The organism is Caballeronia temeraria, from assembly GCF_001544795.2.
In the GTDB taxonomy this organism is placed as follows: domain Bacteria; phylum Pseudomonadota; class Gammaproteobacteria; order Burkholderiales; family Burkholderiaceae; genus Caballeronia; species Caballeronia temeraria.
Genome location: NZ_FCOI02000033.1, coordinates 15,709 through 40,491 on the forward strand (window position 1 = coordinate 15,709; position 24,783 = coordinate 40,491).

The 24,783-nt window shown below is 65.1% G+C and carries 20 protein-coding genes; 14 read left to right on the top strand and 6 right to left on the bottom strand.

What is annotated here, in order from left to right; genetic code table 11:
• The first annotated feature begins 7 nt into the window (after positions 1-7).
• Positions 8-490 (top strand): thioesterase family protein, encoded by a 483-nt coding sequence (locus tag AWB76_RS31665; protein ID WP_061164059.1) that lies wholly within the window; start codon positions 8-10, stop codon positions 488-490.
• On the opposite strand, the gene AWB76_RS31670 is transcribed toward AWB76_RS31665, so the two are convergent.
• Positions 430-2,676 (bottom strand): heavy metal translocating P-type ATPase, encoded by a 2,247-nt coding sequence (locus AWB76_RS31670; protein ID WP_061164060.1) that lies wholly within the window; start codon positions 2,674-2,676, stop codon positions 430-432. The genes AWB76_RS31665 and AWB76_RS31670 overlap by 61 nt on opposite strands.
• Positions 2,677-3,082: 406 nt before the next feature.
• Between AWB76_RS31670 and AWB76_RS31675 the strand changes: the two genes are divergently transcribed.
• The 3 genes from AWB76_RS31675 (at position 3,083) to AWB76_RS42385 (ending at position 8,788) form a co-directional block, all read left to right on the top strand.
• Positions 3,083-4,546 (top strand): DUF1254 domain-containing protein, encoded by a 1,464-nt coding sequence (locus AWB76_RS31675; RefSeq protein ID WP_061164061.1) that lies wholly within the window; start codon positions 3,083-3,085, stop codon positions 4,544-4,546.
• Between the two features lie 157 nt (positions 4,547-4,703).
• A complete protein-coding gene (locus AWB76_RS31680; RefSeq protein ID WP_061164062.1) occupies positions 4,704-8,414 on the top strand; it encodes a DUF748 domain-containing protein in 3,711 nt (1,236 codons plus the stop codon).
• Positions 8,415-8,581: 167 nt separating this feature from the next.
• Positions 8,582-8,788, top strand: a complete 207-nt coding sequence (locus AWB76_RS42385) for a DUF29 family protein (RefSeq protein WP_244173524.1) — start codon at positions 8,582-8,584, stop codon at positions 8,786-8,788.
• Between the two features lie 33 nt (positions 8,789-8,821).
• Here the strand turns inward: AWB76_RS42385 and AWB76_RS31685 are convergent, their stop codons facing one another.
• The 3 genes from AWB76_RS31685 to AWB76_RS31695 form a co-directional block, all read right to left on the bottom strand.
• Positions 8,822-10,396, bottom strand: coding sequence for a DHA2 family efflux MFS transporter permease subunit (locus tag AWB76_RS31685; protein ID WP_061164107.1), 1,575 nt, complete (start codon positions 10,394-10,396; stop codon positions 8,822-8,824).
• A 119-nt stretch (positions 10,397-10,515) separates the two neighbouring features.
• A complete protein-coding gene (locus AWB76_RS31690) occupies positions 10,516-11,298 on the bottom strand; it encodes an ABC transporter substrate-binding protein (RefSeq protein ID WP_061164063.1) in 783 nt (260 codons plus the stop codon).
• Between the two features lie 30 nt (positions 11,299-11,328).
• On the bottom strand, positions 11,329-12,483 hold the full coding sequence (locus AWB76_RS31695; RefSeq protein WP_061164064.1) for a methionine aminotransferase: 1,155 nt from the start codon (positions 12,481-12,483) through the stop codon (positions 11,329-11,331).
• Positions 12,484-12,613: 130 nt separating this feature from the next.
• Between AWB76_RS31695 and AWB76_RS31700 the strand changes: the two genes are divergently transcribed.
• The gene (locus tag AWB76_RS31700; RefSeq protein WP_061164065.1) at positions 12,614-13,540 is read left to right on the top strand and encodes a LysR substrate-binding domain-containing protein; all 927 of its coding nucleotides are present in this window, start codon (positions 12,614-12,616) and stop codon (positions 13,538-13,540) included.
• Positions 13,541-13,551: 11 nt separating this feature from the next.
• Here the strand turns inward: AWB76_RS31700 and AWB76_RS31705 are convergent, their stop codons facing one another.
• Positions 13,552-14,706, bottom strand: a complete 1,155-nt coding sequence (locus tag AWB76_RS31705) for a branched-chain amino acid ABC transporter substrate-binding protein (protein ID WP_096031382.1) — start codon at positions 14,704-14,706, stop codon at positions 13,552-13,554.
• 287 nt (positions 14,707-14,993) lie between these two features.
• On the opposite strand from AWB76_RS31705, the gene AWB76_RS31710 reads away from it, so the two are divergent.
• The 3 genes from AWB76_RS31710 (at position 14,994) to AWB76_RS31720 (ending at position 17,418) form a co-directional block, all read left to right on the top strand.
• Complete coding sequence (locus AWB76_RS31710; RefSeq protein ID WP_061164067.1) at positions 14,994-15,422, top strand: MarR family winged helix-turn-helix transcriptional regulator; 429 nt, start codon at positions 14,994-14,996, stop codon at positions 15,420-15,422.
• 81 nt (positions 15,423-15,503) lie between these two features.
• Positions 15,504-16,211 carry an SDR family oxidoreductase gene (locus AWB76_RS31715; RefSeq protein WP_061164068.1) on the top strand — a complete coding sequence of 236 codons (708 nt, stop codon included), beginning with the start codon at positions 15,504-15,506 and terminating at the stop codon, positions 16,209-16,211.
• Between the two features lie 13 nt (positions 16,212-16,224).
• The gene (locus AWB76_RS31720; protein WP_061164069.1) at positions 16,225-17,418 is read left to right on the top strand and encodes a thiolase family protein; all 1,194 of its coding nucleotides are present in this window, start codon (positions 16,225-16,227) and stop codon (positions 17,416-17,418) included.
• 9 nt (positions 17,419-17,427) lie between these two features.
• Here AWB76_RS31720 and AWB76_RS31725 read toward each other — a convergent pair whose 3' ends face one another.
• Positions 17,428-17,844 (bottom strand): YciI family protein, encoded by a 417-nt coding sequence (locus AWB76_RS31725; RefSeq protein ID WP_061164070.1) that lies wholly within the window; start codon positions 17,842-17,844, stop codon positions 17,428-17,430.
• 195 nt (positions 17,845-18,039) lie between these two features.
• Here AWB76_RS31725 and AWB76_RS31730 point away from each other — a divergent pair, with 195 nt between their 5' ends.
• Genes AWB76_RS31730 through AWB76_RS31755 form a run of 6 tightly spaced genes read left to right on the top strand, consistent with a single transcriptional unit; the run spans position 18,040 to position 24,770 of the window.
• On the top strand, positions 18,040-19,059 hold the full coding sequence (locus AWB76_RS31730) for a LacI family DNA-binding transcriptional regulator (protein ID WP_061164071.1): 1,020 nt from the start codon (positions 18,040-18,042) through the stop codon (positions 19,057-19,059).
• A gap of 2 nt (positions 19,060-19,061) precedes the next feature.
• Positions 19,062-20,549 carry a sugar ABC transporter ATP-binding protein gene (locus tag AWB76_RS31735; protein ID WP_061164072.1) on the top strand — a complete coding sequence of 496 codons (1,488 nt, stop codon included), beginning with the start codon at positions 19,062-19,064 and terminating at the stop codon, positions 20,547-20,549.
• On the top strand, positions 20,530-21,546 hold the full coding sequence (locus tag AWB76_RS31740) for an ABC transporter permease (protein ID WP_061164073.1): 1,017 nt from the start codon (positions 20,530-20,532) through the stop codon (positions 21,544-21,546). Before AWB76_RS31735 ends, AWB76_RS31740 begins: the two co-directional genes overlap by 20 nt.
• A 26-nt stretch (positions 21,547-21,572) precedes the next feature.
• Positions 21,573-22,538, top strand: a complete 966-nt coding sequence (locus tag AWB76_RS31745) for a substrate-binding domain-containing protein (protein WP_061164074.1) — start codon at positions 21,573-21,575, stop codon at positions 22,536-22,538.
• A 46-nt stretch (positions 22,539-22,584) separates the two neighbouring features.
• Complete coding sequence (locus AWB76_RS31750; RefSeq protein WP_061164075.1) at positions 22,585-23,652, top strand: sugar phosphate isomerase/epimerase family protein; 1,068 nt, start codon at positions 22,585-22,587, stop codon at positions 23,650-23,652.
• A complete protein-coding gene (locus AWB76_RS31755; RefSeq protein ID WP_061164076.1) occupies positions 23,649-24,770 on the top strand; it encodes a Gfo/Idh/MocA family protein in 1,122 nt (373 codons plus the stop codon). The genes AWB76_RS31750 and AWB76_RS31755 overlap by 4 nt, the downstream gene beginning before the upstream one ends.
• Positions 24,771-24,783 lie beyond the last annotated feature (13 nt).

Here is a 24,783-nt window from a genome sequence, read left to right on the forward strand (position 1 = left end):
AACCACGATGATCTATCGCGACACGGTCAGACCCGAATGGGTCGACTACAACGGCCATCTGCGCGATGCCTTCTACATGCTGATCTACAGCCTCGCGACCGATGCGTTCATGGACCGCATCGGTCTCGACGACGCGGGCCGCCGCGCGCGCCAGCGCACGCTCTACACGCTCGAAGCGCACGTCAGCTATCTGCGCGAGATCAAGGAGGGCGCGGCGGTGCGCGTCGACGTGCGGGTCGTCGGGCATGACAGGAAGCGCGTGCATCTCTATATGGAGATGTTCGAGGGCGATGCCGCCGAGCCCGCGTCCGCGTGCGAGCAGATGCTGCTGCACATCGATTCGAGCGGCGAGCCGAAATCCGCATCGTTCGATGAGGACATCGCCGCGCGCATCGCCGCCGAATCGGGTGTCGCGCTGAAGGACGCGCGCTATGCGGGCCGCGTGATAGGCTTGCCGGCGCGGGCTGCGTCGGCGGGCGCGCCGGCCTGAGCGCGCCACGTTCTCAGCAAGAGCGCGTTGGTCACGACGCTCACGCTCGAGAACGCCATCGCCGCGCCCGCGAACATCGGATCGAGCAGCCCGAACGCCGCGAGCGGAATGCCGATCAGGTTGTAGACGAACGCCCAGAAGAGATTCTGCTGAATCTTGCGATACGTGCGCCGCGAAATATCGATCGCGTCCGCGACGAGCGCCGGATCGCCGCGCATCAGCGTGATGCCGGCCGCTTCGATCGCGACGTCGGTGCCGCTCGCCATCGCGATGCCGATATCGGCGGCGGCGAGCGCGGGCGCGTCGTTGATGCCGTCGCCGGCCATCGCCACGATGCCGTCGCCCGACGCCTTCAGTTGCGCGACGACGCGCGCCTTGTCGTCGGGCAAAGTCTGCGCGAACACGAGATCCGATGGAATGCCCAGCGCACGCGCGACGTTCCGCGCGCTGCCTTCGTTGTCGCCGGTGACGAGCGCGCTTCGCACGCCCATCCGCGCCAGCCGTTCGATGGCGGCGCGTGCGGTCGGCTTGACCGTATCGCCGAAGGCGAGCAGCGCGAGCACGGCCTTGTTTCCTTCGATCAGCCACGACACCGTATTGCCCTGCGCTTCGAGCTCGTTCGCGCGTTTTGCCAGCGACGAAGGCACGTCCGCGCCCAGTTCCGCGACCCAGCGCGCGCTGCCGATCGCGATGCGCCGTCCGTCGACAGCCGCCTCCACGCCGCGCCCCGCAACCGCGCGCGCGGCGCTCGCCTCGAAACGCGGCGCATCGGTCGCGGCGGCGACGACGGCCTTCGCCAGCGGATGCTCGCTCATGCGCTGCACGGCGGCGGCGAGCCCGAGCGCGTGCGCACGATTCTGCCCGGGCGCGGCATCGAACGCGACGAGGCTTGGTTTGCCGACCGTCAGCGTGCCGGTCTTGTCGAACGCGACGATTCTGATCGCATGCGCCTGTTCGAGCGCCTGCGCGTCCTTGATGAGAATGCCCTGGCGCGCCGCGACGCCGGTGCCCGCCATGATCGCGGTCGGCGTCGCGAGGCCGAGCGCGCACGGGCACGCGATCACGAGCACGGCGACCGCGTTGAGCAGCGCCGTTTCGGCGGCCGCGCCGTGCCAGAACCATCCGGCGAGCGTGACGAGCGCGATCGCCAGAATCGCCGGCACGAACACCGCCGACACGCGATCGACGAGCCGCTGGATCGGCGCCTTTTCCGCCTGCGCCGATTCGACGAGCCGGATGATGCGCGCGAGCGTCGTTTCCGCGCCGATCGCCGTGGTTTCGATCGCGATCACGCCTTCGCCGTTGATCGAGCCGCCGGTCGTGCGCGCGCCCGGTTCCTTCGCCACGGGCAGGCTTTCGCCCGTGATCAGCGATTCGTCGATGTGCGTGCGGCCCTCGCGCACGATGCCGTCGACCGGCACGCGCTCGCCCGGCCGCACGATGGCGATATCGCCGATGCGCACGTCCGCGAGCGGCACGTCGCGTTCACGCGCGGGATCGTCGCGGTCGCGCACGCGGGCCTTGTCGGGCCGCAGCGCGTTGAGCGCGCGGATCGCGTCGGTGGTCTGGCGCTTGGCGCGCGCTTCGAGCCACTTGCCGAAGCGCACCAGCGTGATGACGACCGCCGACGCCTCGAAGAACAGATGCTCCGTCATGCCGCCGTGCGCGAACATTTGATAGACGGACAGGCCCCACGCCGCCGACGTGCCGAGCGCGACGAGCAAATCCATATTGCCCGCGAACGCCCGCGCCGCGCGATATCCGCCGATATAAAACCGCGCGCCGAAGCCGAACTGCACGACGCTCGCGAGCGCGAGTTGCAGCCACGGGTTCAGCGTGGCGCCGAACATCGGCGCGAGCAGCGGCAAGGTGAGCACGCCGGAGGCGAGCACCGCCGCAAGCTCGCGATCGAACGCGCCCGGCGCAGCGGCGGCGGGCGCGGCGTCGGGCAAAATTGGCGCGGCTTCGTAGCCGGCTTTCGCGATCGCCGCGACGAGCTGATCGTCGGTGACTGTGCCGCTCGCGTGCACGGTCGCCTTCTCGGTCGCGAGATTGACCGCGACGCTCTCGACGCCCGGCACGCGCCTGAGCACTTTTTCGACGCGCGCGACGCACGACGCGCACGTCATGCCGCTGACGGCCAATTCCGCGGTGCGCGGATTCTCGGATGGTGCTGTCGACATCATGAAACGCTCCGGTCTGGCTGGGATCGCGAAGATCCCTCACGAGACAAGTATTGACCTTCCAATGATTGGAAGGTCAAGCCTGCGATGAATCGCATCGGGAAAGAGGATTCGGTGGAGCGGGATCATCGAATGCTACGAGATGAAGCGATTCGAAGGACGAAATGCGCGTCTTTCAGTGCTTTTGGGCGACATCTGGTGCATTCTTCGGCATGCCGATGCGCTTTTGCCGACTTAATCTTGCCTATAGTCAGCGGATAAGTTAAAACCCGAATTTCGAGATACTGCTCGTGGCGCGCCGCGCGGGGACTTGAGGCGGCGTCGACCGGCGTGCGAGCGTGCTTCGCATCGATGGCGAATCGATGCGCGCGAAAACCCAAATCGAAAGAAGAACCGGATTTCCATTCGAATGAAGAACAACCGACGCTGGACGTTGCCGCTCAACACCGCAATCTGGATGAGCGTGAGTCTCGCGGGCATGGCGGTCCTGGCGGGCTGCGCGACCAGGCAGCCCGAGTTGAAGCCGACGACCACCGGCTGGGTGAAGAACCAGGTCGCCGACGCCTACACGTTCGGCTTCCCGCTCGTTGCCACGGATATCGCTCGTGAGCGCGCGAGCGGCCGCGCCGGACAGCCCGGCCAGGCGCCGCTCAACACCTTCCGCCACGCGAGCGCGCTGCCGCCCGCCGGCGCGGCTGGCTGGCCGAGCGTCGACACGCTCGAATCGACGGCCTGGCTCGACGTCTCCGCCGATCCCGTGATCGTCACGCTGCCCGCCGCGCCGCGCGGCCGCTATCTGGACGCGCGCGCGTTCGATGCATGGACCAACGCGCTCTATTCGAGCGCCGACACGACGCCGTATCCGAAGATGCAGCTGATCGCGTTCGTGCCCGCGGGCTTTGCCGGCACGCTGCCCGCCAACGCGACCCGCGTCGAGACGCGCACGCGTTACGTGTGGCTCTCGGTGCGCGTGCGCGTGAACGGCCCGCGCGATGTGCGCGACGCGCGCAAGCTCCAGACCGCGATGCGCATCGACACGCTGACGCCCGCGAAAGGCTCCGCCGCCGATCCGACGCCGGTCGTCGCCGGCGCGTGGCCCGCGAACGGCGCGCAGCAACCGGCGGTGCCGCCGCTGCCCTCTTCACTGGCGACGATCGCGCCGGGCGCGCAGGCCGAAGCGCTCGACGCGAACGCGTTCTTCGCGCGCCTTGCCCGCTCGCTCGACGACAATCCCGCCGCCACCGACGACAGCCATGCGATGAGCCAGCTTGCCGATCTCGGCGTGAAGCCGGGCGAACCGGTGCAGTTCAAGAAAACGGATGCGCCGCTGCTCGATTCCGGTCTCGCCGATGCACGCGAGCGGCTGGACACGGCGCCGCCGAACGCGATCACGAAGAACGGCTGGACCTGGTTCGGCGATGGCGTCGGCGTCTACGGCACGGATTACACGCTGCGCGCGTATCTCGCGCGCCGTCAGACCGCGACGAGCACGAAGGAAGGCGAAGTGAAGCCGGTGACGCGCGTGGACAGCGAAGGTCACGCGCTCAACGGCGCGAACGCGTACACGCTGCATTTCGCGCCGGAGCAGGCGCCGCCCGTGCGCGGCTTCTGGACGATCACCGTCTACACGAAGGACGGCGCGCTCGCGGATGCGAAGCTGCCGCGCCTGTCGCTTTCGGATCACGACCGGCTGAAGAAGAATCGCGATGGTTCCGTCGACGTGATCGTGTCGGCGAAATCGCCGGGACGCACGCGCGATGCGAACTGGCTGCCCGCGCCCGAAGGCGAGTTCCAGCTCACGATGCGTCTCTACGCGCCCAAACCGCAGGCGAGCGACGGCTCGTGGGCGCCGCCGCCGGTCGTGCGGCAGTGAGCCGGGCGCGCAAAAGCGCTTGAACCGAGCATTGAAGGCCGCGATTTTTTCGCGGCCTTCATGCTTTTGACGCGCAGTTTGGCGAACGTTTGCGGGCCGCGTCGTCGTATACTCGGGCATCATCTTCCCGGGGACGGCGGCTCGTCGCCACGCATCAATGTCAAGCATCACGAAGTCTTCTCTCGCCTCCGCCGGCCAGACGCTGCGCGGCGTCGTTCACGCGCGGCGCACGCGGCGCATTTTCATCGGCCTGCTGATCGCGCTGCTCGTGATCGGCGTGCTCGGGTTCTTCGTCGCGCCGCCGGTCATCCGGCATATCGCCGAGCAGCAGCTCGCGAAGCAGCTCGACCGGCCCGTCAGCATCAAGCGCATTTCGCTCAATCCCTACACGCTGGATTTCGAAGCAGAAGGCGTGCATATCGGCGAATCGCCGGCGAATCTCGCGAAGGCGCCGGGCGCGTCGGCGGATTTCGTCGATGTATCGCGGCTCGTCGTGCGCACGTCGTGGGCGTCGGTGGTCAGGCTTGCGCCGGTCGTCAACGAGCTGAAAGTCGATTCGCCGCGCATCAACGTCGTGCGCTACGACGGCGAGCATTTCAATTTCTCAGATCTGATCGCCAAATTCTCGAAGCCGTCGTCGCCGCCGTCGGACAAGCCGGCGCGCTTTTCGGTGTCGAACATCCGGCTCGAAAACGGCCGGATCACGTTCGATGACAGGCTTCTGAAGGCGAAGCACGTGATTGACCGATTTGCGCTCGGCATTCCGTTCATCGCGACGCTGCCGTCCGCCACGGACATTTTCGTGACACCGCTGTTACAGGCGCGCATCGACGGCTCGCCGCTCGTCGTGAAAGGGCGCACGAAGCCGTTCGCGCAGTCGCGTGAATCGGAGGTCGCGCTCACGCTCGACGGCCTCGACGTGCCGCAAATGGCGTCCTACGCGCCGGCGTCGGTGCCGGTCGCGGTGAAGAGCGGCAAGCTCTCGACCGATCTCAACGTGAGCTTCGCGATTTCGGGCGATACGCCGACGATCCGCATCGAAGGCACCGCCGATCTCGCCGATCTCGCCGTGACGGACAAGGCGAACGCGCCGCTCGTCGCGGCCCGCGCGCTGCATGTGAAGATCGCGAACGCGGAACCGCTGCGCGACATCTATCACCTCGACGAAGTGACGCTCTCGAATCCCGATGTGCATCTCGCACGCGATTCCGCTGGCCAGTTGAACGTGCAGAAGCTGGCCGGTCCCGCGCCGAAGCCTGCCGCGCAGGACGGGAAGAAGGAAGCGGCGAAGGAAGCGCAGAAAGAAGCGCCGCCGCTCGATCTGGCGATCCGCCATCTCGCGATCGACGGCGGCACGATCGCGCTCGACGATCAGTTGCTGAAGCAGCGCGTGCAGGCCGCGCTGACCGGATTCGCGGTCACCCTCGACGATTTCTCGACACTCGCGAAGACGCCCGCGAAATACACGCTCAAGACCGCGTTCGACAAAGGCGGCGCGCTCGATGCATCCGGCAACGTGACGCTCGCCGCGAAGACGGCGGACGTGAAACTCGCGTTGAACGCGCTGGCGCTGCCGCCGTTGCAGCCGTATCTCGCGAACATGATGGCCGCGCGCGTGACGAGCGGCACGCTCGGCGCGAATCTGCCGGTGTCGGTGGACTGGAGCAAGCCGGACGCCGGCGTGCAGGTCGGCGCGGGCGATGTGAAGCTCGACGCGCTCGCGCTCACGCCCAATGCAGGCGGCGCGCCGGTCAAGCTGGCATCGGCGACGGCGAAGATCGGCAAGGTCGACGTGCCCGCGCGCAATGCCGTCATCGACAGCGTGCAGTTGAGCGGCCTCGCGCTCGATGCGACCCGCCGCAAGGACGGCAGCATCGATCTCGCCGCGCTCGCCGAGCCGCACGAAGCCGCGCCCGAGCAGACGGCGGCGCACAAGATCCAGAAGGCGCAGGCGGCGGGGCCGGCGTGGCGCTATCAGATCGGCGAGATCGCGCTGGCGGATGCATCGGCGAATATCACCGACGAAACCACGGCGCGGCCGGTCAAGCTGCGCATCGCGCCGCTCGCGCTGAACGTCAGGCAATTCAGCGACGACCTGACGAAGCCGCTCGCCGTCGACGGCAAGCTGACGCTGAACGGCAAGGGCGCGCTGGCTGTCGGCGGCAATGTCACGGTGACGCCGCTCAAGCTCGCACTGCACGTGAAGGGCGATCAGGTCGATGCCTCCGCGTTCGAGCCGTACTTCGGCGACAAGCTCAATATCGAGCTGGCGAGCGCGTATCTGAACGCGAACGGCGACGTCGCGATGTCGGGCAGCGGCAAGACGCTCGCGGCGTCCTATAAGGGCGATGTGTCGCTGTCGGACGTGCGCATGCTCGACAAGGCGACCTCCGACCGCTTCGCCGGCTGGAAGCTGCTCGGCCTCAGCAACGTGAAGGTGAACTACAGCGAGCGCGGCACCGATGTCGACGCGGCCCGCGTGACCTTCGCGAAGTTCTACGGCCGCGTGCTGCTCGACGCGCAGGGCAAGCTGAACCTGAAGAGCGTCGTGGCGGGCGAGAACGGCCCGCAATCGCTGACGCGCGACCGGGCGAAGGAAGAGGGCGCATCCGCGCCGGCCGCGGCGAGCGCGAGCGCGACGGCGCCGGTGAAGACCGCGGAGAAATCGGGGCCGCCGGTCAACATGCGCTTCGGCCAGCTCGTGCTGCAGGACGGTCGCGTGACGTATACCGACAACTTCATCAAGCCGAACTACACAGCGAATCTCGTCGCGATCAACGGCACCATCGGCGCATTCGGCACGCATTCGACGACGCCCGCGCCCGTCGATGTATCGGCGAAGCTGGCGGCGAACGGGCCGGTGTCGATCAAGGGGCAGGTCAATCCGCTGATCGACAAACCCGCGCTCGATCTGACCGCGAGCGCGCACGGCGTCGAGCTGACGAACCTCACGCCGTATTCGTCGAAGTACGCGGGCTATCCGATCACGAAGGGCAAGCTCAATGTCGACCTGCACTACATGCTCGCCGACAACAAGCTCACGGCGAACAACCATTTGTTCATCGATCAACTGACGTTCGGCGATCACATCGACAATCCGACCGCGACGAAGCTGCCGGTGCGGCTCGCGGTGTCGTTGCTGAAGAATTCGCGCGGCGAGATCGACGTCAACATTCCGATTTCCGGCTCGCTGGACAATCCGGAGTTTTCGATCGGCGGGCTCGTGTGGCAGGCGATCGTCAACCTCGTGCAGAAGGCGGTGACCGCGCCCTTCACGCTGCTCGCGCATGCGTTCGGCGGCGGCGGTGGCGAGGATCTGAACTACATCGAGTTCGATGCAGGTTCGGCCACGCTGAACGATGCCGCGCAGAAGAAGCTCGATACGATCGCGAAGGCGCTGGCCGACAAGCCGTCGATACGGATGGACGTGACGGGCCGCGTCGATCCGAAGACCGACGAGCCGGCGTTGCGCACCGCGTGGCTGGACCAGCAGGTCAAGCGCGCGAAGGTGCGCGACATGTCGAGCAACGGCGAGAACGTGGACTGGAACGCGATCAGGATATCGGATGCGGACTACGACAAGTATTTGACGAAGGCGTATAAATCGGCGGATTTCAAGAAGCCGACCAATCTCATCGGCATGACGAAATCGATCTCCGACGACGACATGAAAGCCGCGCTGACGAAGAACGCACCGGTCGATGAAGGCTCGCTGCGCGATCTGGCGCAGCGCCGCGCGCAAGCCGTGCAGGAATACTTCGACGGGAAGATCGACAGCGCGCGGATTTTCGTCGTCGCGCCGAAGATGAACGCCGATGACATCAAGGACAAAGGGGCGGGCTCGCGCGTGGAACTGGGACTGAAGTGAAGCGCGTTGGCCGAACGGACGATCTGTATGAATAAAGGAATCCAAACTAATATCGGCGACACCGGGAACGATGAAGAGAACGGGAGTCAGCCGATGGGAACACCTTATGAGAAGGACGTTGGCAATGGCAGCCGGAGCGGCGGACCAGTAGCTGGACGAACACCATCCTGACGCAGCGCGCGGCGATCGAGCGTCGGATCAGGAAAACGCCGAGTCTAAGACCTATGTTCACCGATGAGGACTGGATTGCCGATATGTGGGGCGACGCTCTCGAACAGGCGGCGAATGAAACACATATCGATTTTGCCGATCTCCCGGAAAGCTGTCCGTGGCCGATGTCCTCCGTGCTTGAGGACGGTTTTCTGCCCGAGTAGCGTCCGGCGCACGAGCCTTCCGGCTCGCGCCCCTCAATGCGCCCCCGACGCCGCCCCGCCACCCCCGCCTTTCGCCACCTTCGTAATCCAGATCAGCGGAATGATCAAAATGAAGATCACCGCCGAGATCAGGAAAATATCGTTCAGCCCCATCATCGCGGCCTGCGAATTGACGGTGAAGTTGAACATGCCGCGCGCCTGCGCTTCGCTGACGTCGAGCGTCGATCGCGATAATCCGAGCGACTGCACAAACGCCGGATTGTAGATATTCGCCTGCTCGGTGAGCCGCTCGTGATGCAGCGCGATGCGGTTATCCCACGCATTGCCCGCGAGCGACGTCCCCACCGCGCCGCAAAACACCCGCGCGAAGTTCGACAAACCCGCCGCCGCGGGAATCTTCGAAGGCGGCAGGCCCGACAGCACGATCGCCGTGAGCGGCACGAAGAACATCGCCATCGGGATGCCTTGCAGCAGCGTCGGCAGCACGAGATGCCAAGTGTCGATTTCGATCACGTACTTCGAGCGCAGCCAGAACACGAACGCGAAGCCGACGAACGCCGCCGTCGCGATGATGCGCGCGTCGCTGCGCGGCAGCACCTTGCCCATGATCGGCGCGAGAATCACCGCGAAGATGCCGAGCGGCGCGGTGACGAGGCCGGCATCGATGGAGCGGTAATTCAGATACTGCTGCATCCACTGCGGCAGCAACACCAGATTGCCGAAGAACACGCCGTACGCGACCGAAATCGCCACCGTGCCGCCGAAGAAATTGCGCCCCGCGAACAGCCGCAAGTCGACGACCGGATTCGGGTCCGTCAGCTCCCACACGACGAAGAACGCAAACGCGATCACCGCGACGATCGCCAGCACGACGATCAGCGGCGACGAAAACCAGTCGAGATCGCGTCCCTTGTCGAGCATGATCTGCAACGACGCGACCCACGAGACGAGCAGCAGCAGGCCGACGACGTCGATCGGCGCCTTGCGTGTCGGCGATTCGCGCTCGCGGTAGATCATCCACGTCACGCCCGCCGCGAAGATGCCTACCGGAATGTTGATGTAGAAGATCCACGACCACGAATAGCTGTCGGTGATCCAGCCGCCGAGCGCGGGACCGGCGATCGGGCCGACGGTCGCGGTCATCGCCCAGAGCGAGAGCGCCATCGACGACTTCTCTTTCGGATACGAGCCGAGCAGGATCGCCTGCGACAGCGGAATCAGCGGCCCGGCGACGGCGCCCTGCAAGACGCGCGCGAGCAGCAGCACCGGCAGATTCGGCGCGAGGCCGCACAGCCACGACGACAGCACGAACATCAGGATGGCGCCGACGAAGAGATGCACCTGCCCGAGCCGCTGCGTGAGCCAGCCGGTGAGCGGAATGGAAACGGCGTTCGACGCCGCGAACACCGTGATGACCCACGTGCCCTCGTTGACGGACACGCCGAGGTTGCCGGAGATCGTCGGAATCGCGACATTGGCGATCGACGAATCCAGCACGTTCATGAAGGTCGCGAGCGCCACGGCGAACGTGGCGAGGACGAGTTGGCCGCCCTGGAGCGGCTTCGGCGGCGGTGCGGCGGCGGGCTTGGGCGTCGTCGGCGTGCTCATGCGGTCCTCGTGTTCGAGGCCGCGATCTCGCGATCGACGCGCGGCGGCCAAAGAAGGTCAAGCCGCCAGTGTGCCTGCGCTCAAGAAAAGCTGCTGAAGCCGCCGCCGCGCGCCGTGCCTTACTTCGCCGAAATATCGATGTTGCCCAGATACTTCTTCGCGTACTTGTCGATCGTGCCGTCCGCCTTGACCTTCTCGATCGCCGCGTTGAGCTTGGCCTTGAGCGCGTCGTCGCCCTTGCGGATGCCGTAGGCGATGCCGCTGCCGAGAATCTTGTCGTCGCGCACCGGCGCACCGACGAACGCGAAGCCTTCGCCGTCCGGCTTCGAGAGGAAGCCGCTCTGTCCCGCGGGCGCGAGCACGAGCGTCCCATCGAGACGGCCGGACTTCAGGTCCGCATACACCTGATTCTGGTCCTGATACGGCACGACCTTCACGCCTTCGCCTTCCCAGTGCGCCTTCGCGAACGTTTCCTGAATCGAGCCTTGCAGCACGCCCACGCTCTTGCCCTTGAGCGACGCCGACGTCGGCTCGATGCCGCTGCCCTTCTTCGCGATGAGTTGCGTCGGCACGCGATACACGACCGTCGTGAAGTCGATCGCCTGGCGGCGCTGCTCGGTCGCGTTCATCGCCGAATTGATCGCGTCGAACTTGCGGCCCTGGAGCGCCGGAATCAGGCCGTCGAACGACGTTTCGACCCACTTGCACTGCATCTTCGCGGCGGCGCACACCGCATTGCCGACGTCGATATCGAGCCCTTGCAGCTCGCCCGTCGACGATTTCGATTCGAACGGAGGATATTGCGCCTCAAGGCCGAAGCGCAGCGTATCGGCGGCGAGCGCCGCTCCGCTTGCGAACGTGCATGCGAAAAACAGGGCGCCGGCGAGGTGTTTGAGTTTCATCGTGTGGTCTCCAGAAATGTCGGGAAATCGTCAGATCGCGCAAAGGCGGCGCGCGCCTTCGACGAGCGTGTCGTCGTCCTTCGCGAAGGAAAGACGGATCAGGTGGTTGTCGGTGCCGTCGGTGTAGAACGCCGACAGCGGAATCGTCGCGACACGCGCCTCGCGAATCAGGCGCAGCACGAAGTCGCTGTCGCTCTGGTCGGAAATCGCGTCGTAACGCGCCAGCATGAAGAAACTGCCGGCGCTCGGCAACAGCTCGAAGCGCGATTCCTTCAGCGATTCGGCGAGCAGATCGCGCTTGTGCTGATAGAACGGTCCGAGATTCAGATAGCTCGATTCGTCCGCGAGCGCTTCGGCGAAGGCCATCTGCATCGGCGTATCGGCGGAAAAGGTCATGAACTGGTGAATCTTGCGGATTTCCGCCGTCAGCGCGGCGGGCGCGAGACAGTACCCGACACGCCAGCCCGTCACGTGATACGACTTGCCGAATGACGACACGATCACGCTGCGCTCGGCCAGCGCCGGATAGCGCGCCATGCCGTGATGCAGCGCGCCGTCGAACACGACGTGCTCGTAGACTTCGTCCGACAGCACGATGATCTTCGTGTCGCGCGTGAGCGCCGTGAGCCGCTCGATGTCGGCGGATGTGAAGGCGCTGCCCGTCGGATTGTGCGGCGTGTTGACGAGGATCATGCGCGTCTTCGGCGTGATCGCGGCGGCGACTTCGTCCCAGTCGATGCTGAAATTCTCCGCCGACAGCTTGATCGCGACGGGCTTCGCGCCCTGCAACTGGACGATAGGCGCGTAGCTGTCGAACGACGGCTCGAAGTAGATCACTTCGTCGCCGGGATGCACGAGCGCGCTGATCGTCGCGTACAGGCCTTCGCTCGCGCTCGCGACCACGGTGACTTCCGTGCCCGGATCGTAGGTCGCGCCATAGAGCTTTTGCGTCTTTACGGCGATGGCCTCGCGCAGCGCGAGCACGCCGGACATCGGCGAATACTGGTTATGTCCTGCCCGCATGGCTCGCTCGACGCCTTCGATGAGCTTCGGATCGCACGCGAAGTTCGGCGCGCCTTGCGACAGGTTGAGCGCGTGATGCTCATCAGCCAATTGGCCGATGACCGTGAAAATAGTCGTGCCGACGTTCGGCAGCTTCGACTCGGGAATGCAGGCGCTTTGCACGGCGGGTGTCTCCGGAATTGCGGTTCGGCGAAATGCTGCCGATGATTCAACCGCAGCAATAAAGCGCGGACAATCGAAACTTTGTCATACTAGCCATGCTTGCAGATCATGGCTACATGTCAAAAACCCGATGAAACCGCTGCCTTCCCTCGATGTGCTCAAGACTTTTCTCGTCGTCGCGCAGAAACTGAACTTCACGCGCGCGGCCGATGTGCTGAACGTGACGCAGGGCGCGGTGAGCCGCCAGATCGCGGGACTGGAGGCGCATCTGGGCTACGCGCTCTTTACGCGACAGGCGCGCGGGCTCGCGCTCACGCATCACGGCGCGTTGCTGGTCGCGCCGTTGCAGCAGGCGTTTGGACAGATCGACGATGCGCTCGCGAAAGGCGGCGCGCAATCCGGCGTTCTGCGCGTGAAGTGTCCGACCTGCGCGATGCGCTGGGTGCTGCCGCGCGTGATTCGCCTGCAAAACGAGCGGCCGGAGCTGGTGGTGGAAGTCACGGCGTCGGTGTCGCACGGCGTCGAGTTCAGCGCGGAGCAGTTCGACGCGGCCATTGTCTTCGGCGCGGCGCCGTCGGGCAAAGGCATGAACGCGCATCATCTTTTCGATGAAGTGCTGACGCCCGTTTGCGCGCCCGAATTGTGGAAGCCGAAAAAAAGCGCCGCGCCGACGCCCGACGAGCTCGCCGGCAAAACGCTGCTGCATCCCACGCGCGACCGCCGCGACTGGCTGCTGTGGCTCGGCGCATACGGCTATGCGGGATTGCCGTCGACGAAAGCGCAGCATTTCGACACGCTCGATCTGGCGATCTCGTCGGCGATGCAGGGTCTGGGCGTGACGATCGGCGATATCTCGCTGATCGAGGAAGACTTGCGCGCGAAACGCGTGATCGCGCCGTTTTCGCTGTGCGTGCCGAGCGGCGCGGCGTACTACCTCGTGTATCCGGAGCGGCCGGCGCCGTCGTCCGCGTTGCAGCAATTCGCGCAATGGCTGGACGACGAAGCGGCGCGCACCCGTTCGATGCTTCAGGCCCGCGCGCACACGGCGCAAGCCTGAAGCGTTTCGCGTCACATGCCGTGCTTGGTGACGACCGACTCCCACTGACCGTTCTTCACCTGATACAGCGTCGACGATGCGTTCTTCAACGCGCCGTTGCTGTCGAACGCGATCGGCCCGGTGATGCCGTCGAACTTGTTGGTCTTCAGCACCGGGCGGTACACGTTCGGATCGATGGAATTGGCCTTTTGCATCGCGTTGATGGCGGCCCACGCGGCGTCATAGCCGAACGGCGCGTACGAAAGAATCGCGACGCCGAAGCGTTTCTGGAACTTGTCGCTGAACGCCTTGCCCTCGGGCAGCTTGTCGAGCGGGCTGCCGTATTCCCACGCCTGCGCGCCTTCGGCGGCATCGCCCGCGAGCTTGAGGAAGTCGGCGTCCATCACGCCGCCGCCGCCCACGAACTGCGCGTTCATGCCGAGCTGCTTCATCCGCTTCACGACCGCCGCCGCCTGCCGGTCGAGACCGCCGAAGAAGATCAGATCCGCGTTGGTCGACTTGATGCGCGTGAGCTGCGCGCTGAAATCGACGGTCTGGTTGTCGCTGTACTCGCGCGTGACGATCGTGCCGCCCTTCGCCTTCACCGCTTTCTCGAACTCATCGGCCTCGCCCTGACCGAAGGCCGTGCGGTCGTCGATGATCGCAATGCGCTTCGCCTTCGTCGTCGCGACTGCGTAGACGCCGGCGTTGCCCGCGTTCTGCGCATCGCTCGAAATGACCGTGAACATGTTTTCCAGACCGCGCGTCGTGATGGTCGGGTTCGTCGCGGCGGGATCGATCGTCGGGATGCCGGCGCTGTTGTAGATCGGCGAGGCGGGCAGCGTCGTGCCCGAATTGAAGTGGCCGACGACGACGACCACGCCGTCATCGACGAGCTTCTGCGCCGCCTGCACGCCGACGCGCGGATCGGCCTGATCGTCCTCCGCGCGGATCTCGAACTTGGCCGTCTTGCCGCCGATCGTGATCTTCTTCGCGTTGGCTTCGTCGAGCGCGAGCTGCACGCCGTTCTGGAGATCCTTCCCGTAGCCCGCGTTCGCGCCGGTCAGCGGCGCGGCGAAGCCCACTTTCACGGGAAGTTCGTCGGCGCTCGCGGCGAACGGCATGGCGCCGAGCGTGGCCGTGGCGCACGCCACGAGCCAGGCCAGAGGTTGGGTACGGAAGCGCATGATCATTCCTCTCCTTTTTGGTTTGGCAATTCGTATGGAACACGCCCCAAGCAGCGGACATGCGAAATGTAGGGAGCCAATTTCGCCGCGTCTTGGTGTTTAGTTGCGCGTCCGATGCGGATTTCGGCACAGCCCCGATGCGCCTCGATCGCAAGGCCGGGGCGGCTCTGCGCGTTTTCCCTGCCCGCCGCGCGCGACGATTCGCGACCACCCTCGCGCCGCGCCTATCGCGCCGATTGAAATTTCCGCGCTTGACAAAGTGCATATGCACTCATATCCTGCGACACATGACTTCCCACTCTTCTCCTCTCGACTGCAACTGCTTTGCGATCCGTCAGGCGGCGCGTTACGTGTCGCAGATGTACGAGCGGCATTTGAGCGTCGTCGGCATCACGGCGGCGCAGTTCACGATTCTCGCGGCGATTGGGCGCAGGCCCGGCGTGCAGATGATCGAGCTCGCCGACTACATGGTGATGGACCGCACGACGCTCGTGCGCGCGCTCAAGCCTTTGCAGCGCGACGGCTTCGTCGAAGCGGCGCAGGAATCGGCCGGCTCGCGCGCGGTCGGTTTGCGTCTCACGGCGAACGGCAAAGAAACGCTCGTGAAGGCATCGGCGCAATGGCGCGCGGCGCAGGCGGAATTCGAAGCGAAGTTCGGCGAGCGACGCGCGAAGGCATTGCGCGAATCGCTGTTCGAACTGACGACGATGGAGTGAGCGGCATCCAGCAGGCCCGCCGCGTGGCGGGCCTTTTGTTTATCGGTAAAAGTGCATATGCACAATTAAGCGGAGCAGATCATGCAGGTCAAAGGAAAAGTGGTACTCGTCACCGGCGCCAACCGCGGTCTCGGCAAGCAATTCGCGAAGTCGCTGCTCGAAGCGGGCGCGGCGAAGGTCTACGCCGCGGCGCGCGATTCGAAGAGCGTCGATATTCCCGGCGTCGAAGCGATCCGGCTCGATGTGACGAATGCCGCCGATATCGCCGAAGCAGCGGCGACATACACCGACGTGCAGGTGATCGTCAACAACGCCGGCGTGACGACGCGCGGTTTGCTCGTCGATCCGGCATCGACGCAAGGCATCCGCGACCTGCTCGACATCAACACGTTCGGCCCGATCGCGCTCACGCAGGCCTTCGCGCCCGTGCTGAAGAAGAACGGCGGCGGCGCGGTCATCAACATTCTGTCCGTGTTGAGCTGGGTGTCGTTGCCGGCGGGCGGCGCGTATCACATCTCGAAGGCGGCGGCGTGGGCGGCCACCAACGCATTGCGCGAGGAACTGCGCGAACAGGGCACGCTGGTCGTGGCGGCGCACCCCGGCTATATCGATACCGACATGACCGCGCAGGTCACCGCGCCGAAATCGACGCCGGAACATGTCGTGCGCGAAGTGCTCGCGGCGGTGGAGAAAAACCAGGAAGAAGTGCTCGTCGATGACACCGGCCGCGCGGTCAAGCAGTCGCTGTCGACCGATGAACCGATCTACCTCAGCGGCATTCCGCGCTGATCGGGGGAACGCCATGTTTGCGCAAGACATCGTGTTGTGTCATCCGGTGCGCACGGCGATCGGCGCGTTCGGCGGCTCGCTGAAGGATACGCCGGCCGTCGATCTGGGCGCGGCGGTCATCGCGGAAACGTTGCGGCGCGCGGGTTCGGCGCTCGATCCGGCGTCGGTCGATTCGCTCGTGTTCGGCAACGTGATTCAGGCGGGCAATCGCATGAATCCGGCGCGGCAGGCGTCGGTGGGCGGCGGCTTGCCGGTTACCGTGCCTGCACTGACGGTCAATCGCGTGTGCGGCTCCGGCGCGCAGGCCATCGCGACGGCGGCGACCGAAATCGCGGCGGGCGTCGCGCGCCTCGCGATTGCGGGCGGCATGGAGAACATGGACCGCGCGCCGTATCTGCTCGATGGCGGCCGTCGCGGTTATCGCATGGGCAACGCGCAGATTGACGACAGCATGCTGCGCGACGGCCTCGTCGATGCCTTCTCCGGCGAGCATTCGGGCTGGCACACGGAAGATCTCGTGACGAAGCTCGATATCACGCGCGAGGCGCAGGATCGCTGGGCCGAGCGTTCGCAGCAGTCGTTCGCGGCGGCGCAGAAGGACGGCGTGTTCGATGCGGAAATCGTCGGCATCGATGTGAAAGCGGGCAAGGAATCGGTCTCGTTCGCGCGCGACGAGCAGCCGCGTCCCGACACGACGCTCGCGACCCTGGCGAAATTGCGCCCGGCGTTCCGTCCCGACGGCACGATCACGGCCGGCAATGCGCCGGGGCTGAACAGCGGCGCATCGGCGATGATCGTGACGAGCCGCAAGGAAGCCGACGCGCGCGGCATCGAACCGTTCGTGCGGCTCGCGGCGTTCGGCGTGGCGGCGGTCGAGCCGGGCATGTTCGGGCTCGGTCCGGTGCCCGCCGTGCAGCAGGCGTTGCAGCGCGCGGGATGGACGATCGGCGATGTCGGGCGCTTCGAGATCAACGAAGCGTTCGCGGCCGTGCCGATTGCGGTGGCGCGAACGCTCGGCGTGCCCGAGGACATCGTCAACGTGGAGGGCGGGGCGATCGCGCACGGGCATCCGATCGGCGCGACCGGCGCGGTGCTGACGACGCGCCTCGCCCACGCGATGCGCCGCGACGGCGTGAAGCGCGCCATCGTGACGTTGTGCATCGGCGGAGGACAGGGCATCGCGCTCGCGCTGGAAGCGATCGCGTAGACGTTTGCGTCAGCGCTTGGCAGCCTTCTGCATGTCATCGAATCCCGCCGCGGCCTGCTGCACGTCCGGCGGGAAATCGTCCATCTCCATGACCTGACGGATTTCGATCATCTCCGTTTCCGATCCCGGACAACGTTTCGCCCATTCGATCGCTTCCTCGCGCGACTTCACCTGGAGCATCCAGTAGCCGCCGAGCACTTCCTTCGCTTCGGCGAACGGTCCGTCGGTGACGCGCGGCTTGCCGCCTTCGAACGTGACGCGCGCGCCCATCGACGGCGGATGCAGTCCGTCGAGCGCGAGCAGCACGCCGGCCTTTTGCAGTTCCTCGTTGTATTTCATCATCGCGGCGACGGCTTCCGCGCTCGGCATCGTGCCCGGTTGCGCGCTTTCGTAGCCGCGCGGGATCATCAGCATCATGAATCGCATGTGGATCGCTCCCTGAAGTTCGTGTATTGGTATCGAGCGTCATCGGTCCGCTCGCATACTACGACGGACGACATCGCGAGAGATCGACATGCCCGCTCTTAAGCGTTTTTCCCTAGTCGATTGCTGTTGCCTTCGCGACCCGTACGACCAAATAATGTAATCCATTACATCTCGATCGCGCCGAGCGACTGAGCGATGTCAGATACGGTCCGTACACGCGAGGAAGTATCGATTGCCGATGTCGCCGAACGCGCGGGCGTGTCGGTGGCCACGGTATCGCGCGTGCTCAACGGGCACACGAACGTTCGCGAGACGACACGCGAAAAAGTCCTCGAAGCCGTCGCGACGAGCGGCTATCGCATCAACGAGCTTGCGCGCAATCTGCGCACGGCGGAAAGCCGCCTCTTGCTCACCATGGTTCCCGACTTCGGCAATCCGTTCTATGCGGCGATCGTGCGCGGCATCGACAGCGTCGCGCGTCAGAACGGCTATTTCATGCTGCTGTGCGATACCGGCGCGGACCCGTTGCGCGAGCGAAGCTATTTCGATCTGCTGCGCGGACGCCGCGCCGATGGCGCCATCTGTCTCGATCCCGCCGCCGTGCAGAAGGCGCTCGCCGAAGAAGCGTCGACGCTGCCGTGGGTCGCGTGCTGCGAGTTCGATCCGGCGGCGGGCGTGCCTTATGTCGGCATCGACAATCATCTCGCGGCGGGCGATGTCGTGCGTTATCTGACGGCCAAGGGTCATCGGCGGATCGCGCTCATCAACTCGGGGCAGGGTTATCTGTATGGACGCCAGCGGCTCGCGGGTTATCGCGATGCGTTGAAGGACGCGGGCATCGAGCCGCGTGCCGAATGGCTGATCGAGCTCGACAGTCTCGATTACGACGCGGGCGAACGCGCGGCCGCGCAACTCGCATCGCTGGGCGATGCACGGCCGAGCGCCGCGTTCGCCGTCTCCGATACGCTCGCCATCGGCGTGATGAACGGCTTTCGCGGCGCGGGCTTCGCGGTGCCCGACGATGTCGCCGTCGTCGGCTTCGACGATATCGCGGTTGCCGCGCATGTCGATCCGCCGCTCACGACGGTCTCGCAGCCGATGCAACTGCTCGGCGAAACCGCGGCCGATCTGCTGCTCAGGCGCCTGCGCGATCCGCGCGCGGAGGTGCCGGGCGTGCTGCTGCCGCATCGGCTGATTCAAAGAAGGAGCGCCTGACGATGAGCCTCGCCGTGCGCTTTCAGGGCATCGAAAAGCAGTTCGGGCCGGTGCGCGTGCTGCACGGCGTGTCCTTCGATCTCGCGCCGGGTCGCATCTACGGATTGCTCGGCGAGAACGGCGCGGGCAAGTCCACGCTGATGAAGATTCTCGCGGGCTACGAGCGCGCGAACGCGGGCGAGCTGTTCATCGACGAACGCGAGCGCGACTTCACGAGCTCGCGCGATGCCGAACAGGCGGGCATCGTGCTGATCCATCAGGAGCTGAATCTCGCGGATCATTTGAGCATCACGCAGAACATGTTCCTCGGGCACGAGCTGAAAAAAGGCTTCTTTCTCGACGAAACCGCGATGCGCGACGATGCCCGCGCCGCGCTGAACGACGTCGGTCTGCACAAAAATCCGGATACGAAGGTGCGCGATCTGATCGTCGCGGAGAAGCAGCTCGTCGAGATCGCGAAGGCGATGCTGCGAAGCGCGCGCCTGCTCATCATGGACGAGCCGACCGCGACGTTGACGCCATCGGAGACGCAGCGCCTGTTCGGCTTGATGGCGCGTTTGAAGGATGCGGGCACGACCATCGTCTATATCTCGCACAAGCTCGACGAAGTGGAGCGCGTGACCGACGAAGTGATCGTGATGCGCGACGGCCGCTTCGTCGCGCGCGCGCCGACCGACGAACTCACGCGTCAGCAGATGGCGAATCTGATGGTCGGCCGCGAAGTCTCCGACATGTTTCCCGACAAGCCGCCCCTGCCCGACGATGCGCCGGTCGCGTTCGAGGTCGAAGGCGCATCGGTGCCGGGCTGGGCGGACGGCATCGGCTTTTCGGTGCGCAAGGGCGAAGTGTTCGGCTTCGCGGGGCTGGTCGGCGCGGGACGCACGGAGCTGTTCGAAGCGCTCGTCGGCTTGCGGCCCTTGAGCGCGGGGCGCATCGTCATCGACGGGGAAACGGTGAAGCTCAAAAGCCCGCGCGACGCGATGCAAAACGGCCTCACGTATCTGAGCGAGGATCGCAAGGGACGCGGCCTGCACGTCGACATGGCGCTGAAAGACAACCTCACGATGATGACGCTGGAACGCTACGCGCATCCGCTCGTCGATACGCGCGCCGAACGCGAAGCCTTGCAGGAAGCGGTGAAGGATTTCGGCATCCGCACGGGCAACACGTCGATACGCGCGCGCATGTTATCCGGCGGCAATCAGCAGAAGCTCGCGCTCGCGAAGTTCCTGAATCCCGATCCGCGCGTGATCGTGCTCGACGAACCCACGCGCGGCGTCGATGTCGGCGCGAAACGCGATATCTATTTCCTGATTCATCGGCTGGCGGCGGAAGGCCGCGCGGTGATCGTGATTTCGTCGGAGCTGATCGAGCTGATCGGCTTGTGTCATCGCGTCGCGGTGATGCGCGCGGGCGAGCTCGTCGCGACGCTCGGCATGGATCTTTTGACCGAAGAGAGGTTGATCGCGCATGCGACCGGCACACACTGAAGACACCGAAAGCGAGAGCCGTCTCTCCACCGTCGCGCGCTTCATGTTCGGCGTCGGGCCGCTCATCGGGCTGATCGCGCTGTGTATCGGGGGCACCTTGCTCAACGGCGACTTCGCCACCATCGACAACGCGATGAACGTGCTCACGCGCACGTCGTTCATCGGCATCATCGCGGTGGGGATGACCTTCGTCATCATCTCGGGCGGCATCGATTTGTCGGTCGGCTCGATGGCCGCGCTCATCGCGGGCAGCATGATCTACATGATGAACGCGCTGATGCAGGGCTTTCATGGGCATGCGGTGCCGCCGCTTCTGATCATCGCGCTCGGCATCGTGCTTGCGCTCGTGCTCGGCGCGATGTTCGGCTTCGCGCATGGCGTGCTCGTGACGAAAGGGCGCATCGAGCCGTTCATCGTCACGCTGGGCACGCTCGGCATCTTTCGCGCCTTGCTGACATGGCTTGCGGATGGCGGCGCGCTCACGCTCGACAACTCGCTCGTCGATCTTTACGGGCCGGTCTATTACGCGAGCTTGCTGCATGTGCCGGTGCCGATCTGGATATTTCTCATCGTCGCGGCGGGCGGTGCGCTCGTGCTGAATCGAACGGTGTATGGGCGGCATGTGCAGGCGATCGGTTCGAACGAACAGGTCGCGCGTTATGCCGCGATTCAAGTCGATCGCGTGAAGATTGTCACGTATGTTTTGCTTGGGCTATGCGTGGCCGTCGCGACGATTCTCTACGTGCCGCGCTTAGGCTCCGCCACGCCGACGACGGGCCTCTTGTGGGAGCTGGAAGCCATCGCGTCCGTCGTGGTCGGCGGCACGGCGTTGAAGGGCGGCGAAGGGCGCGTGATCGGCACGGTCATCGGCGCGATTCTGCTTTCGGTCATCAACAACATACTGAACCTCACGAGCATCATCAGCGTGTATCTGAACGCGGCGGTGCAGGGCGCCGTGATCATCCTCGTCGCATTCTTGCAGCGCGGTCGTCGTTGAAAAGTCATAAAACCGGAGACATCGTCATGAAGAAAATGCTTCGCGCGCTCGGCGCGCTCACGTTGGCGGCGAGCGCGTTTGCCGCTGCATCGTCGTCCGCATTCGCCGCCGACAAGGTCGTGCTCGGCGTCGCCATTCCGACCGCCGATCACGGCTTCACGGGCGGCATAGTATGGTGGGCCAACGAGGCGAAGAAGGAACTGGAGAAGGCGCATCCGGACCTGAAGGTGATCGTGAAGACGGCGGGCACCGCGCCTGAACAGGCGAACCAGTTGCAGGATCTGGTCACGGTCAACAAGATCAATGCGCTCGTGATTTTCCCGCAGGAATCGGCATCGCTCACGCAGCCGGTCGCGCAGGTGAAGAAGAAAGGCGTGTATGTGACGGTGGTGGATCGCGGCCTCACCGACACCAGCGCGCAGGATGCCTACGTCGCCGGCGACAACACCGCGTTCGGCAAGATCCCCGCCGAGTATCTCGCGAAGCAGCTGAACGGCAAGGGCGATATCGTCGCGTTGCGCGGCATTCCGACGACGCTCGACAACGAACGCTGGACTGCGTTCGAAGGCGTGATCAAGCAGCATCCCGACATGAAGATTCTCGATGCCAAGTACGCCAACTGGAATCGCGACGATGCCTTCAAGGTGATGCAGGACTATCTCACGCGATTCAAGCATATCGACGCCGTGTGGGCCGCGGATGATGACATGATGGTCGGCGTGCTGAAGGCGATCGATCAGGCGAAGCGCACGGACATCAAGATCGTGTTCGGCGGCGCGGGATCGAAGGAAGCGGTGAAGCGCATCATGGACGGCGATGCGCGCGTGCCGGCGGACGTGTCGTACTCGCCGAAGTTCATCTACGACGCGATCAAGCTGACCGCCGAAGCGCGCCTGAAGGGCGACAAGCTGCCGCCGACGACGATCATTCCGTCGGTGCTCATCACGAAGGACAACGCCAAGCAGTTCTATTTCCCGAACTCGCCGTTCTGATGCGCGAAGGCCGGTCAACCGGCCTTCATTCTTTTAGAGGCGAACGATGAAAACCATCAAAGGCCCGGCGATATTTCTCGCGCAGTTCATGGGCGATCAGGCGCCGTTCGATACGCTCGCGAATCTCGCGTCGTGGGCGGCATCGCTCGGATACAAGGGCATTCAGGTGCCCGCCGACCCGCGTCTGATCGATCTCGAGAAGGCCGCATCGAGCGATGCGTATTGCGATGAGATTCGCCGCACCGTCGACGATGCGGGCGTCGCGATCACCGAGTTGTCGACGCATTTGCAAGGACAGCTCATCGCCGTTCATCCTGCATACGACACGCTCTTCGATGGCTTCGCCGCGCCGCACGTGCGCGGCGATCCGGCGGCGCGCACCGAATGGGCGATCGCGCAACTGAAGCTCGCGGCGGCTGCATCGAAGCGTCTCGGCCTGAATGCGCACGTGACGTTTTCGGGCGCGCTCGCGTGGCCGTATATCTATCCGTGGCCGCAACGTCCGGCGGGTCTCGTCGAAGCGGCGTTCGAAGCGCTTGCGAAGCGATGGCGCCCAATTCTCGATGAGTTCGATCGCGCGGGCATCGACGTGTGTTACGAGCTTCATCCCGGCGAAGACCTGCACGATGGCGTGACGTTCGAGCGCTTTCTCGCGGCGGTGGACGATCATCCGCGCGCGAACATCCTCTTCGATCCGAGTCACTTCGTGTTGCAGCAACTCGATTACCTTGCGTTCATCGACATCTATCACGCGCGCATCAAGGCGTTTCATGTGAAGGACGCGGAGTTCCGGCCGAACGGGAAGCAGGGCGTGTACGGCGGCTATGCCGGATGGGCCGATCGCGCGGGGCGTTTCCGTTCGCTCGGCGATGGCCAGATCGACTTCAAGGCGATCTTCTCGAAGATGGCGCAATACGATTTTCCAGGCTGGGCCGTGCTCGAATGGGAATGCGCGTTGAAGCATCCGGAAGACGGCGCGCGCGAGGGCGCGGTGTTCATTCGCGATCACATCATCCGCGTGGCCGAGCGTGCCTTCGATGACTTCGCCGGCAGCGGCGCGAGCCGTGAACAGATGCGCGGCGTGCTCGGCATCGAACCGGGAGAGAAGCGATGAATCGCGTGCGGCTGGGGATGGTCGGCGGCGGCGAAGGTGCGTTTATCGGCGCGGTGCATCGGATTGCGGCGCGGCTCGATGATCGATATGAGCTCGTCGCGGGCGCGTTGTCGTCGGATGCGCGGCGCGCGGCATCGAGCGCGGCGGCGATCGGGCTCGCGCGCAGTTACGACGATTATCGCGAGATGGCGCGCATCGAAGCGGGACGCTCGGACGGCATCGAGGCCGTGGCGATCGTCACGCCGAATCATCTGCATGCGCCGATCGCGACGGCGTTTCTCGAAGCGGGCATTCACGTGATCTGCGACAAGCCGCTGGCCGTATCGCTCGATGAAGGCGAGGCGCTGGCGAAGCTCGCGCGCGAGAAGGATCGCGTGTTCGCGGTGACTTACACGTACACGGGTTATCCGCTCGTGCGGCACGCGCGCGGGATGGTGCGTCGCGGCGTGCTCGGCGATATTCGCGTCGTGCAGGTCGAGTATGCGCAGGACTGGCTTTCGCTGCCTGTCGAGACGCAGGCGAATCGGCAGGCCGTATGGCGCACTGATCCGGCGCTGGCGGGTCCGGCGGGCTGTCTTGGGGATATCGGCACGCATGCGTATCAGCTCGCGGAGTACGTGACGGGGATGCGGCCTTCCGAGCTTGCCGCCGATGTCAAGACGTTCGTGGCGAATCGTCGTGTCGACGATCACGTTCAGGCGATGTTGCGTTACGAGAACGGCGCGCGCGGCATGTTGTGGGCGAGTCAGGTCGCGGCCGGTGAGGAGAATGCGTTGCGACTGCGCGTGTATGGGACGAAGGCGGGCATCGCGTTCGATCAGGAGAAGCCGAATGAACTGTGGTTCACGCCGATAGGCTGCGCGTCGGAGCGCATCACGCGCGGACGTGTGCAGAGTCCGGAAGCGTTGCACGCGACGCGCGTGCCGGCCGGGCATCCGGAAGGGTATCTGGAAGCGTTCGCGCAGGTTTATACGGATGCGGCGGCGTGCATCGCGAGCGGGACGACGCAGGGGGATGAGTGGCTGACCACCGTCGAGGATGGGGTCGCGGGGTTGAGGTTCGTGGACGCGGTGTTGAGGAGCAGCGGGAAGGGTGGGGAGTGGGTGGGGCTGGAGTGAGAAAAAAACGGGG